The 13,614-nt window shown below is 38.5% G+C and carries 8 protein-coding genes; 3 read left to right on the forward strand and 5 right to left on the reverse strand.

Translation table 11 applies throughout. From position 1 onward, the window contains the following. Positions 1-154 precede the first annotated feature (154 nt). The 3 genes from IPJ53_15800 to IPJ53_15810 all read right to left on the reverse strand — a co-directional run bounded on the left by IPJ53_15800 (position 155) and on the right by IPJ53_15810 (position 5,551). Positions 155-3,625, reverse strand: coding sequence for a gliding motility-associated C-terminal domain-containing protein (locus IPJ53_15800; GenBank protein MBK7800566.1), 3,471 nt, complete (start codon positions 3,623-3,625; stop codon positions 155-157). Positions 3,626-3,816: 191 nt separating this feature from the next. Beyond that, complete coding sequence (gene lipA / locus IPJ53_15805) at positions 3,817-4,692, reverse strand: lipoyl synthase (protein ID MBK7800567.1); 876 nt, start codon at positions 4,690-4,692, stop codon at positions 3,817-3,819. An 85-nt stretch (positions 4,693-4,777) separates the two neighbouring features. Further along, a complete protein-coding gene (locus IPJ53_15810) occupies positions 4,778-5,551 on the reverse strand; it encodes a hypothetical protein (protein ID MBK7800568.1) in 774 nt (257 codons plus the stop codon). Between IPJ53_15810 and IPJ53_15815 the strand changes: the two genes are divergently transcribed. Next, the gene (locus tag IPJ53_15815) at positions 5,552-6,925 is read left to right on the forward strand and encodes a polysaccharide deacetylase family protein (protein ID MBK7800569.1); all 1,374 of its coding nucleotides are present in this window, start codon (positions 5,552-5,554) and stop codon (positions 6,923-6,925) included. Between the two features lie 81 nt (positions 6,926-7,006). Here the strand turns inward: IPJ53_15815 and IPJ53_15820 are convergent, their stop codons facing one another. Then, entirely contained in the window at positions 7,007-7,846 is an 840-nt protein-coding gene (locus IPJ53_15820; GenBank protein ID MBK7800570.1) for a hypothetical protein, read from the reverse strand. A 460-nt stretch (positions 7,847-8,306) separates the two neighbouring features. On the opposite strand from IPJ53_15820, the gene IPJ53_15825 reads away from it, so the two are divergent. Then, positions 8,307-11,108 carry a T9SS type A sorting domain-containing protein gene (locus tag IPJ53_15825; protein MBK7800571.1) on the forward strand — a complete coding sequence of 934 codons (2,802 nt, stop codon included), beginning with the start codon at positions 8,307-8,309 and terminating at the stop codon, positions 11,106-11,108. A 67-nt stretch (positions 11,109-11,175) separates the two neighbouring features. Here IPJ53_15825 and IPJ53_15830 read toward each other — a convergent pair whose 3' ends face one another. Continuing rightward, entirely contained in the window at positions 11,176-13,071 is a 1,896-nt protein-coding gene (locus tag IPJ53_15830; protein MBK7800572.1) for an amino acid permease, read from the reverse strand. Between the two features lie 143 nt (positions 13,072-13,214). Between IPJ53_15830 and IPJ53_15835 the strand changes: the two genes are divergently transcribed. After that, positions 13,215-13,577, forward strand: a complete 363-nt coding sequence (locus IPJ53_15835) for a hypothetical protein (GenBank protein MBK7800573.1) — start codon at positions 13,215-13,217, stop codon at positions 13,575-13,577. Positions 13,578-13,614: the final 37 nt, after the last annotated feature.

The following is a 13,614-nucleotide window of genomic DNA, read 5'->3' on the forward strand; positions in this document are numbered from 1 at the left end:
CCTGAACTTGCTATTCAATTAATAAATATCTAAGCAATATAATTCTTAACGATCTGGATTCCTGAAAGTTTCATTAAAAAGCACTTGCACTATATTATGCAAAGTCAAATTAAAACAACTTTCTATTCTTTTACAGAATTCAATATCGAAACGATCAACGCACAATGTTGATATCTCCTTTTCTCCATTTAGGTTCTTCATCCTGGGCTTCATACTGCAAAGCATAGACATAAACACCCGGATTCAAATCCCTGCCTTGAAATCTTCCATCCCATCTTACCGGTTCGCCGATATTCGCTCCAGTCCTTTCAAAAAGTAAAGCCCCCCAGCGGTCATAAATTCTTAAAATATTAATCTTGCTGCGGTCAGGAAAACGAAAGACTACTTCAAAAAAATCATTCAACCCATCTCCATTAGGACTGAATACATTCGGAATATATACATCTGATTCTTCCACTTTGACGGTAATGGTCATGTTGTCTTTTATGATACATCCATTTGCATCTTCCAGGGTCAACATATAATTGATGGTATTGTCCGGTGCTGACACGGGATTCAGACAATTGGTACAGGATAAAAAGTCAACAGGATCCCAGGTGATTTTAGCTGGAACAAAACTCGCGTTGGCGACAATGTTTACCTGATTTCCTCTGAATATCGTAGTATCTGCGGGAAGGTTGAGTACCAAAACTGCCGATGGATTAATGGTAAAATTATTAACTACATCACATCCAAAAGGATCAATTATCCTTAATGTATGTGCACCCAAGGCAAGATTCTTGACCTCCAGATCCGGAGTAAAATTTATCGGTGTTTTGTTGTCCACGGAGACCATAAATGGCCCAATGCCTGTACCTATGGTAGATATTCGGAGGACTCCTGTATTCGCTGCATTGCATTTTAAATCTTCTGTAGTAAAGTTTGCAACAATCGCAGGCGCAATATTTAAACTCACCGTAACCACAGAATCACAACCTGCCGAAGATGGACGGTCTATAACTACTGTCCCATTAGGACGAGCAGCTGAAAAAAATTGGTTACCTACTCTGATACTGTCTTTTGCACAAATGGTGGTGGTAAAAGTTCCTAATTTTTCAGGAATAAAATTTACTCTTATCATGATAAAACTGTCGCATAGACGATGAGAAAATTTAGACACTTTTATGGTGCCACTTGGCCTGGATGAATTGAATACCTGCCCAAACAAAACCACTGAATCATTGACACATACAGCAGTATCCAGTTGCCCCAATGCATCAGGAAGAACGGTGAGTTCAACCTGGACAACAGAGTCGCATAAATTGGCGGAAGAATTGGCCAACAGAATAGTTCCTTGTGTCCTGCCGGATGAAAATTTCTGACCATGCAGCGTGATGGTATCTGTTCTGCAAATCTCTGCCCGATAAGTACCCATACCATTGGGCAATACAATCATATTGACTGTGATAATGCTGTCACATTTCAAATAAGATGCATTCGGCAATACCAACTTTCCGCTCGGTTTACGATCGCTGAAATACATTCCTTGCGCACCGCCTACCAGAACACTGTCACCGGGACAAATAGTAGTGGTGAATGTACTGTTCGGATCAGCAATAAACACTTTTACATTGATCACACTGTCACAACCAGTGGAGGATTGTCCGGTCAAAACTTGTCGGGAATCAGTTTTATTCTCATCAAATATTTCACCATTTATGATAATGCTCTGACCTAAACATATCCCTGTATCTAAGTTAAATTCTGCAAAATTCTTGATCGTAATATTTACATTAATGATGCTGTCACAACCAAATACTGAACCACCCGGAATGACCACCACTCCTTGTGTTCGGTTCTGATCAAATACTTCACCTCCGACCGTAATTTTATCATTGGAACAAATGGTTCTGGAAAAATTTGATAATCCTCTTTCTGTTCCAACCAAGACAATTACACTGTCACAACCCGCTGAAGTTTTTAAATTGAGAGAATCCACCGGATTGAATTTGTGGATAAGTTTTCCACCAACATTCAAAGTGTCATCCAAACAAATATTCAATTGTCTGATTTCTCTTGAGCCACTTCCCACTTTTACATCTACAATGAATACAGAGTCACAAATACTGACACCATCTCCATTCACATTAAAAGAATCCTTTGGATTGGCAGCACCGTAAATTTTATTTCTAAAACTTACGGTTTGGTTGGCACATATAGTTGCAGTAAACACGGTGCGTACATTTCCAGGACAAACATAGCAAGGAGAAAATTCTGAATACACATTAGAAGGTGCAGCTGGATTACTTAAATATTGATAGGCTGAAATGGTATGTCTGTTGGGATATGGAACATTTAAAGTCCAACTACCTGCACCATTCGCAACTGTTCGCCCCAACTCAAATCCTCCCTGACAATTAAGTCCCGGGCAAACGTTGGTGGGATTTGCATATACGGCAATTGAATCATTGGGTCTACCGGTACCCTGAATTTGATTTCTGTTGACCAGTGTAATAGTTGGCACCGGAGGTTTCGGAGCCCGTGCATTGTTAAGAAATACTACCTGGCCTGAAATACAGGTCATCCTGTTACTGGCATGCCTGGCAAGATTGATAAGAGGCTCCAGATTATTGGTATAAAAATTACTGTATTGATTGACGTTATTTCCTTCAATACGGAGATTATAGGTACCCATGGTGTTGACTGTAATAAAATCAGTACCTGACCTCCCTGTATTGTTCTGAATAATCAAGTCTGTACTGCTGCTCCCATTAAGTTCAACATCAAGAATTCCTCCACTGAATCGGTTGGATCTTATAGTCAAAGGTCTGCTGATTGAATTGGCCTGAATGCTGAATACCCGTTGGCCAAAAAACCAATTGGTATTGACATCATATACTCCTCCTCCACTCAGTGTAATGGCATTAGATGGATTCAAAAATGGGATTCCCTGCAAAGTATCCAAGCCACCGAAAACATTTCTTGTGATGGTGCAATTGCCGCTCTGTACATCAATACAGGTCCTGGTATTTACAAAAAAACTGGAGTCAATTAGAACAGGGCTTAAACCCAAAGTACCCATGAGCCTGATTGACCCATTTGTCTGCTTGATATTTCCACTAAAATCGGAACCAAAAATATTTTTTCTCAATAAAATGTCCATTCCCCGATTAATCTGAATGTAAGTTGGGTTAAAGACGGGCGCTACCGGCTGATCCTCACTAAAAGCACAATTGTAAATAACGGAATTGTCTGAAGCATTCGTGGCATCACCAAATTCAAAAACGTGATCATTTGGCGAAACAAAATTAAAGCGGTTAAAAAATATGCCACTGATGTTAAAAGTATCCCCAAGTATCTTCCAAAAAGTATTACCCAAAAAATCCCGGTTGTTAAAATTGATCACCAATGAACCTAATCCACCTGGTTGTGATTCTCCGATAATCCTGGTCTGCCCTCGATTGATCGTTGGGAATGGCCCTGAAGGATTTATGACATGGGGTCCAGCACCTGGAATGTTAAACTGTATCGTACTGGGCATGCCATCCGCTTCCGCTGCATTTACCGCTTCCCTCAGACTACAATGCACTGCATTGCAAACGCCGTCATCCACATCATTGGCACTGTTAACGATATACTGGGCCATCAGGCCTTGACTGAAGCAAAAAAAGAAGAAGATAAGCCCAATTACAACCAACCTCATATGATTCAAATTTTTGGAATTCCTAAACATCTGCAAAAAGATTGCTTTTTTTTGGAAAAAACATCAGGGTATTACCTGATTTATTTATTAAAGGCGCACAAAATAGCCAAAAGATCACAATACTTCCCTGATTCTTAGAGCAAATGTCGCTCTGCATGGTAAGAAGATCTGACCAATGGACCACTTTCAACATACAGAAATCCTTTATTCATACCCATTTCCTTGTATTCACTAAAAGTATCCGGGTGGATGAATTCTGCCACCTCCAGATGCATTTTTGTTGGTTGGAGATATTGCCCCAATGTTAATATCTCACATCCATGGTTCAAAAGATCATCCATGGCCTTTGCCACCTCCTCTTTGGTCTCCCCCAGGCCCAGCATGATGCCGGTCTTGGTGCGTTTCCCGTATTCTTTTGTTCGTTTGATTTGTTCCAGACTTCGGGAATATTTCGCTTGTGGTCGTACCAATCGGTAGAGTCGCTCAACCGTCTCCATGTTATGGGAGACCACCTCTTGCCCTGCACTGATCATACGCTCCAGGGCTTGCCAATTGGCCTTAACATCCGGTATGAGGCTTTCTATGGTGGTATCCGGACACAAGGATTTTATATTTACGATGGTTTGATACCAAATTTCTGCACCCCTGTCTGCCAATTCATCCCGATTGACTGAAGTCAAAACTGCATGCTTTACACCCATCAACCGAATTGCCTCCGCCACTCTTAATGGTTCATCGGTATCGTATTCCTTTGGTCTTCCTGTTTTGACGGCACAGAAACTACAAGATCTGGTACAGACATCCCCAAGAATCATGAAGGTTGCAGTGCCAGCACCCCAGCATTCTCCCATATTGGGACAATTGCCACTTTGACAGATGGTATGTAACTTGTACTCATCCACCAACTGCCTGACCTTACGGTATTCTTCACCAATAGGCAATTTTACCCTGAGCCAATCAGGTTTTCTAGGTCTGGGCTCCGGCTTTGAAACTAATGGTAAATCTAACATTTGGGTAAAAATATGATAACGAAAATTGTGAAAGCTCGTGGAAATGCAAAGTTATAACAGTTGGCAAACAAGTCTCTGAAAAGTACTATTTCCTGCTTCCGAATTGCAAATTTAAATAAAAGTTCAGGTAAGCGAAAGGATTCTGCCTTGAAGCCATTATGGGTACTCTTTTGGGGTAAAGGTCTAATTGTAGTCCAAAATTCAGGGCTCTGAGATATTTTTCAAAAGCGCCCGGATCTATCATAATACCCATTCTGCCGTAAGCACCGGGTGCAAAATTCAACTCCGTCAGCCCAACTCCAAATGAGGAGGCCCCAACGATAGAATTTAGGTCTAGAAACACATCTTTGGTTGATTCTGAATATTTTATGTTTTCAATAAACAGAATTCCATCCTGATTCTTAATGACCCTCAGGTAATAGGGTTTTAAAATTCCCATCAACACGCCACCTTCCAGTCTGATTCCAAGAGCAACTCCCTTCTTTCGGTCCTTTTCTGAGAAATAACGAACAAATCCCTTACCAGCCCTGAAATTCCACAATGAATTACGTTTACCGTAAGTAAAACTGCTAAAGAAACCACCCCCCTGGTTAAAATTCTTATTCAAACGCACCTCTCTTGGATGCTCCAACAACCCAAAATCCAAATGAAAATAATTGGTGAGGTAATAAGTTCTTAGCTTACCGGAATTGTAGCCAACAAAAAAACCATTGGTTTGAATGGCCATGTCAATAGACTTCTCTTTGTTGTAAATCACCCCCTTCCGGACAGATTGTTGTACTACAGAACCTTGATTCTGTGCATGCACACAAACCGTAAATAGACAAAACAGACCAATACAATAACTTGAACTGCTCATATGAAGCAACAAAATAAGCTTTTTACTCTATTCGAAATGTTTATTTTTACCATCGTTATGACAGACATCCCCATATTAACAGAACAACCTTCCCGCAGGTTGAATTATGTGCTCGATTTTATTAATAGCCAATATTCCGATCTGAGACTGGTTGCGGTACAGATTCCTATTATCTCCGTACCGGGTGAACCCTTGCTGATTTATTCTGACCTTCCACCGACAGAAGGCATCTACATAGCCAGTTGTGGCTATCTGAAGGATGGGGCCGATATGCCAAAATCAAAGCTAGTCAAAAGTTTTCCGATGCCCTATATCTTTCCTGCGCAACACAAAGACCTTTTCGGCTTTGATATTTTCGCAGCCATATTCTGGATGCTTTCCAGAACAGAAGAATATGGCCCCATTAAAACTGATGAACACGGGAGATTTGAGGCCAATAATTCTGCCGCTCACCTGGCCGGAATTCTCAAACTTCCAATAGTAGATCATTGGGTAGGTGAATTGGTTAAAAGCCTTAATAAACTATTTGAAAAAGATTTTCAAAGAAATCCGCAGAAGCAAACTTTTAAATTGACAGTTGATATTGATCAGGCTTATAAATTTATTCATAAACCGGTCTGGAAAAATCTTGGGGCTTTATTGATGGATTTCCTGACTTTTGAATGGGATGAATTGGCAAACAGATTTTCGATTTTATCACAAAAAAAAATTGATCCCTTTGATAGCTACAATCAAATACTAAATTTTGACTTACCAAAAAATTCCTTATACTTTTTCTTCCTTTGTGGTGGCACGAGTAAATTTGATACACACCTGGATATACGGACACGGCCCATTCAAAAACTGATTGCAAAGATTAAGTCAAAAGCCCTGATTGGTATTCATCCTTCCTATTCGGCTTCTACCAATCAAACGGAACTTTCAAATGAAAAGCAATTACTTGAAAAAGTGTCCGGTGAAAAAATTACCCGCAGCAGACAACACTATCTCAAGCTCACCTTTCCGGAAACTTATCGCATGCTCATTGATGCCGGAATAAACGAAGATTACACCATGGGGTTCTCAGATGAAACAGGATTCCGAGCCGGGACTTGCCACAGTTTCTTATGGTATGATCTGATCAAAGATGAAGTCAGCAGTTTAAGAATTCATCCATTAATTGCGATGGACAGAACTTATCTCAATTATATGAAGCTCCGTCCACAGGAAGCAATTGATGATATGATTTTACTTTATCAGAACTGTAAACACTTTGGTGGCACTTTTCAATTACTGTGGCACAACAGCAGCTTTGACGTTGAAGGAGAATGGAACGGCTGGGAAAATGTACTGGATGAAATAATGAAAGTTCACTTTTCTGAAGAACATTCATAATTTTTTGTTTTTCTTATTTACAACTCCCCATTTATTTATTTAAAAGATTACCAAATCCTAGCTTTAAAACTTCTTTCCAAATCAAAAACTATACGAGAGGAGCACTGAATGATTGGTCCAGACTTTGTTTAAATCTCCTTTTGACATTGGAGAAACTGTAATCCTTCTATTTAAATCCATTTCATAACCCAATGATATTTTAGACTTAGGGATCTTATAGTTCACTCCAAAACCTACACTAAATGTAGAATAATTTGCCTTCATTTTCTTTCCATAATTTACCACCTTGCCATGAATAGCATATTCCCTTTCTATTGAATTCCACCAGGGAAAACCACTGTTTTCAACCGTATATTTAATGGTTGATATATTTCCTATAAAACGTTCTTCGCTTTTCAAATAATTGACCGCTCCCAAATTAATTCCGCAAGACCAAAATAAAGACAAAGCTTGCTGATACAGCAAATTCTTATAACGCGCACCAATTTCATATCCACCATCAGGATAATAACTTTCCTTGTAGTAATCGGACGGGCTGGGCGCTTTGCCTTGACTTATGCTAAGGAGAAAGAAATAGTAATCTGCATCATTAATTGTGTCATTTATAAAGATCGGATTCTGTTGTTTGAAATAAGTTGAACTTTGGTTGTAATCCAACATCAAACGAAAACTGAAAGAAGAGCGCAAAGTCACTTTATGATCATATACAAGCTCCAATTTCTTACCTTGCTGGATCGAATTTCCGGGAACACGAGCCAATTTGGAGAATTTATGGATGTTGGAAAACCAACTGGCAAGGTCAATGGAAAGAGTATTGGGTGATGGATCTTTAAAAGCAACTTTGTCCTGTGCAATTGATTGTGTTAGGGTGAAAATTAACATCAACCATGAAATTCCAAGTGAATTAAATTTAACGTTCATAAATTTAGTTTTAATGTGATGAATTTGTTTAGTTTTTCCAATAATGTCTGACAAAGATGTTTGAATAAAATATTCGATATTTCTCTAAAATGGAGAAACTCATATTAAATTTTCTACAATATATCCAACCAAGGGGAATAATATAAATTGGAGCAGCATTAGAAAAGGCTTTTATCTCTTCAATCCCACACCTTAAATGGCTCACCTAAAATAATCCTGATCACAGGTTTGTAAATCCAATTGATACCAACAACTAGAATTTTTGTTATGCAAATATCTTCAGCCGAAGATTCACGGTGATGGTGTTATTCTTATAGAAGAAAGTACAAATTTCACATTCAATGTCATGTTGAATTCATCAAATAAAATAAAACATATAACACTCAATTTCTTCATTAACTCTTATAGTGTTGAAAAATTAAATGTTTTGTTGTATATTCGCTGATAAACTTATCTCCCCATGAGTAAAAATATCTACAGCTTAACTGTCCAGCTGTTCATCTTTTTGGAGTCAGCGATTTCAGAATTTTGTAAAATTTTGAGTTTCTCAAGTATGATGGGGCTTCTCCTCCTATTGGCTATGAGCTCACCATCATTTAGCCAACCATGCCTCAAAGATACTACTCCGCCTAAATTGGATCTTTTTCAGGACTTGGAGTGGATCATGAATCCATCTCAACCATACCTGACTACTGCAGATCTCATCAAATCTCTTGATGATGATTGTGACTCTTCTCCAAGATCCCATTTTAGAAAACCCATTACCTCAAAATTTTATCCAATCCACTACGCCAACATAGGAAAAAAAGAATATGTACAAATATATGCTTTTGACAAAACCGGAAACAGAGCTGTATCTAATACATTGCTTCATGTAATTTCTCCGGATTGTGCAAATGACAAGATACCACCCATAGTCAATTGCAAAAAATATGCTCAATTTGTGATAGACATTTCTGTTAAAATTCTTGCAAAGGATTTGGTCCTTCCGGAATATTGGGAGAATTGTGGCGGTGTAAATTTCTCCTTTGATTCCCTCCAAATCAGTGACACGCTGGTTAGAGATCAAACATTTATAAATAAGGATGAATTAATAAAAGTATTTTGCAGAGACGAAGCCGGAAACATCAACTCTTGTTTGATTAATGTAGCTTATATCAATGTCGTTGATCCTTGCGCGCTGGATTCTGTTGCTCCAGTTATGAAGTGTAAAAAAGAAATTACAGTTGACATGGGTGAAAATTCCTATAAAGAAATCAAAATAAATGAAGTATTATTAGAAACTTCGGACAATTGTTCTAAAGTTTTTACTTCATTTTCACCAAATGGTATGAGCGACAAGGTAGTAATCGGCAAATTTAATGGCAATGGAATCTTTAATTTATATTGTACGGACAATTCTGGAAATCAACGCTACTGTACGTTCAAGATAAACATTCAATCCTCCCTTCCGGACTGCAACAACGATCATTCAGCACCTTTCCTTCAATGCAAGGAATCAATGGATATCTATTTACTGGGTAAGAATGACAGTTTGCGACCTGATGACTTTATAAATTTATTGTCTGACAATTGTGATTCCAATCCTGTACTGTCTTTTACAGAAAATAATATTCTGTCTTCTATTGCGATCCCAAAAAATAAAGCCGGCACAACAGAACAACTGATTGTTTATGCCAATGATCAATCAAAAAATCAATCTCAATGCATTACCCATGTAAGGTATATCCCTCTATTTCATTGCCTTGGGGATTCAATTCCTCCTACTTTAAAGTGTGGACCGAATCCTATTGTTTATTTTTCAGATTATGATGAAAAAATTTTTATGTCCAACTTTTTGGATGTAGCTTATGACCATTGTTCAGCTGTAAACTTGAGCTTTGATCTGGAAGGAAAAGTAAAATTTCTGTCCAATTATTCAGATTTGTATGGCATTCACTCAAGTTTTGGAGAAATATCCATATACGGTAAAGATGCTTTAGGGAATTTATCCGTGGCAAATTGTAAATATCAAAGAATAAAAATGCCATATATATTTAAAATACCGGTAAAATTATTTTCCAATTTTGAAGATGAAGATTTTGAAAAAGTTAAAATTATCGTTACAACTGAGACAGGAAACCAAACCATTACCAATATAAAAAAAGACCCAAGTCCATATATTAATTTCTACGTTCATGAAAATGAAAAAATTATCAACCTTGCTATAGATTTTCCAAAGGATAGTTTTGAGAACTTTTATATAAGGACCATTGACAGATTTGAAGTTCAATCCATCATCCTTGGTACTTCCAAATTCAACCAACCTTATAATTTTGTGTTGGCCGATTCTGATTGCAATGGAGAAATAAATATTTTAGATATTTATCAACAGCGTGAATTCCAACTAGGCAAACTTTTGAATGACAGCTGTATTGGACTTTTTAAAGGTCTGTTCATAGATAAATCCGGAAATGTACTTGGAAATTCAATTCAATTTAATACTTCACAATCAGATACCTCTAGCGTGGTTCTTAGTATTATCGGAAACCTTTACAAGGAAGAAGTTGGACATACTGCCAACAAACTAAACCCAATTAGGGTATTTGACGGAGACAAGCTATTTCTAAGTACAAAAAATATTAATTGTCAATCCGGCCAGCATTATAATATTGAATTTGTGATGTCTGATTCGATGCTGTACAGCGGATTACAGTTAAATATTCCCTACGACTCTTCCTTACTTATTTTGGATACCATTTATTCAAATTTGAACTTGAGGTCCAGAGATTACCATAAAAGTATTGGGGATGTAAAAATAGCATGGGTGAATTTTTTAAATCCAACACTTGGAAGTATTGCTCCAAGCCTAAGTTTGGGTTTCACTGCAAAGAATGATTTTAAACTCAGTGATGCCATAAGGGACGACTACCAGTCAATTAGCAATTTTGCGATGGATAATAATTCCAAAGTGCGTCCAATTAAAATTGATTTTTCCGACATCAATCAAAATCATGAAAGTGCGTCCGAAGCTAATTACATTTTTTGCTTTCCCAATCCAACTACGGAAAATGTTTCTATTGTAGGTAAAATGGAAAGTACTTCGAATTGCACAATGGATATCTATGATGCAGGTGGCCTGTTAACCAATCGCCAACTAATAAATCTTTCGGATGGTCGTATTCAGCATGAAATTAGATTTGAGCACAATGGATTGTATCTTGTAAAAATAATTAGTGACAATGGAACTACACTTACCCACAAAATATTGGTAAGTAAATAAACTGGCTTTATCGATCTTATATCAATCTAAGCAAATTTTTGCCAGAAAATTATACTTCTTTTGATGTTCAAATCAACCTGCTGTGTTTTCTACTGTATAAAAAGTAAATAAATAATCCCACCACCAACCAGCTGGCAAATCCTATCCAATTCTTCACCGGAATCTGGGCCATCATATACAAACAACTCAAGACACCCAGGACCGGAATGAGGGAAAGATTTTTCAAGAAGGATAACACGGTCATGATTAAAAGAATGAGCGTAAAAATCCACATGGGAATATTGTGTGTAAATCTTTCCCAGCGGGACTCGTAAATCATATGCACCGGAAGTGCCACTTGTTTCATGAGCTTAGTATATGCTTCAGGTTCCATAGCTTTCAAATAAGATACAAGATCAGAGCCCGCTGCTGTATAATCCTTAGGATGATAATACATTACATGATTGCGAAGCATGTCCACTTGTGTGCTGTCCATGTCCAATAAAATATCGGTAGCTTCTACAGCCTGTGGCTCATTCTTTACAAAGGATATAAAATCATCGTGATGATTTCGGTATAGAAAAATAATCATCAGCACCAAGGAAGCAGGAATAATCCATTTAGAATTAATGTAAGGTGTTTTAAATTTCGCAGGTGGCAAGTCCTTTCGTCCATGAATCATCAATACACCGCCGCAAACCAAAACAAAAGCAAACAACGTTCCGATGGAGCATAAATCTGTGACGGTGGTAAGATTAAAAAATAATGCCGGCACTGCTGTTATAAAACCGACAACGATGGTTGAAAATGAAGGCGTCTTGTATCGTGGATGAATTTTGCTGAAAGCCGGTGGCAATAATCCATCCCGACTCATGGACATCCAGATCCGTGGTTGTCCAAGCTGAAATACCAACAATACGGATGCCATGGCAATGATTGCACTCACTGCAATAATTCCACTCATCCAATCAAGGTGCAACTTTGCAAAAACAAATGCCAGAGGATCGCCCACTGCAAGTTCAGAATACTTAACCATTCCGGTCAGCACCAACGCAATCAGGACATACAAGATGGTACAAATGATGATGGCATACATCATACTTCTTGGTAGGTCTCGTTGAGGATTCTTACACTCTTCTGCGGTAGTCGAAATGGCATCAAATCCGATGTAGGCAAAAAACACAGCAGACACTCCTTTAAGAACCCCTCCAATTCCATTCGGCATGAATGGATCCCAATTCTGTGGATTAACATAAAATGCCCCCACAATAATGACTGCAATAACGATGAGTATTTTTATCACCACCATAATGTTACTAGCATTGCGGGATTCTTTAATCCCTATGTAAACCAACCAGGTAATGATAAAAATGATCAACAAAGCCGGAAGATCCGCGACAAAGTGGAATCCACCCAGTACAGGCGCTGACAGATAGGCCTGATAGGCAAGCTGCATATTCATTCCGAGATTCTCCAATGGGGTGCCGGCCTTCATCAAGCCTTCTGCTTCCATATAGCCATTGTGCGCAGTAAAATAATCCATTTGCATCCATTGTGGAAGATGGATACCAAGTCCGGATAGAAATCCGCAAAAATAGTCACTCCATGAGATGGCAACTGTGATGTTGCCAATGGCATATTCCATAATCAAAGCCCATCCAATAATCCAGGCGAATATTTCGCCAAAGGCAACATATGAATACGTGTATGCACTGCCGGAAACCGGAATCATGCTGGCAAATTCAGCATAACAAAATGCAGCAAATCCACAAGCCACCGCAGTAAACAAAAATAGAAACACTACGCCAGGACCTCCTTCAGCTGCAGCGGTACCTATGGTACTAAAAATTCCCGCACCCACTATTGCTGCAATGCCCAATGCTGTAAGGTCCTTTACAGAAAGGACTTTGTGCATATGATCATCATGCAAACTCTCATCTCCAATTTGGCTGATTTTTTTTCGTCTGAATATACCCTTGAACATTGGTTGGCCGTTTTAATCTGAAATTTGATCAGTAAACATACAAAAACTAGTTATTACAGACCTAAATTTGAATTCAGGGTTTGATAATTTTCATAATTGTCTATTTTTGAGCTCCTTTATTAAAATCTTTAACTATTAACCTCATGAAACTTTCCGCACTGATATTGATCTCAGGTTTGATTTTGACCATTGCTTCTTGCACCGATGATTCAGGCAGCTCAAATGATTGTGCCGGCATCGTTGCCACCTACAGCACTACCGTAAAGTCTGTACTGGATGCATCTTGTGCATTGGCAGGTTGTCATTCAGGTGCCAATCCGGCCAACGGTTTTAATTTTTCCAATTATGCGGGCGCAAAATCTGTAGCCACCACCTCAGGAGAAAAAATTCTTTGTGCCATTAATCAAAGCGGCAATTGTTCTCCAATGCCTAAAGGAGACAGTAAACTGGAGGCCACCACTATAAAGCTAATAACCTGCTGGGTGGACGCCGGTGCGCCTCAATAATAATTGAATGGCTCGCAATCTGAGTTGTACACCCTTT

The sequence above is a fragment of the Candidatus Vicinibacter affinis genome (assembly GCA_016714365.1).
Lineage (GTDB): Bacteria > Bacteroidota > Bacteroidia > Chitinophagales > Saprospiraceae > Vicinibacter > Vicinibacter affinis.

What these genes read in the sequence shown, in the direction of transcription:
- IPJ53_15800 (MBK7800566.1), bottom strand. Translation starts at nt 3,625, where the DNA reads ATGGCCCAGTATATCGTTAACAGTGCCAATGATGTGGATGACGGCGTT.
- lipA (MBK7800567.1), bottom strand. Translation starts at nt 4,692, where the DNA reads ATGTTAGATTTACCATTAGTTTCAAAGCCGGAGCCCAGACCTAGAAAA.
- IPJ53_15810 (MBK7800568.1), bottom strand. Translation starts at nt 5,551, where the DNA reads ATGAGCAGTTCAAGTTATTGTATTGGTCTGTTTTGTCTATTTACGGTT.
- IPJ53_15815 (MBK7800569.1), top strand. Translation starts at nt 5,552, where the DNA reads ATGAAGCAACAAAATAAGCTTTTTACTCTATTCGAAATGTTTATTTTT.
- IPJ53_15820 (MBK7800570.1), bottom strand. Translation starts at nt 7,846, where the DNA reads ATGAACGTTAAATTTAATTCACTTGGAATTTCATGGTTGATGTTAATT.
- IPJ53_15825 (MBK7800571.1), top strand. Translation starts at nt 8,307, where the DNA reads ATGAGTAAAAATATCTACAGCTTAACTGTCCAGCTGTTCATCTTTTTG.
- IPJ53_15830 (MBK7800572.1), bottom strand. Translation starts at nt 13,071, where the DNA reads ATGTTCAAGGGTATATTCAGACGAAAAAAAATCAGCCAAATTGGAGAT.
- IPJ53_15835 (MBK7800573.1), top strand. Translation starts at nt 13,215, where the DNA reads ATGAAACTTTCCGCACTGATATTGATCTCAGGTTTGATTTTGACCATT.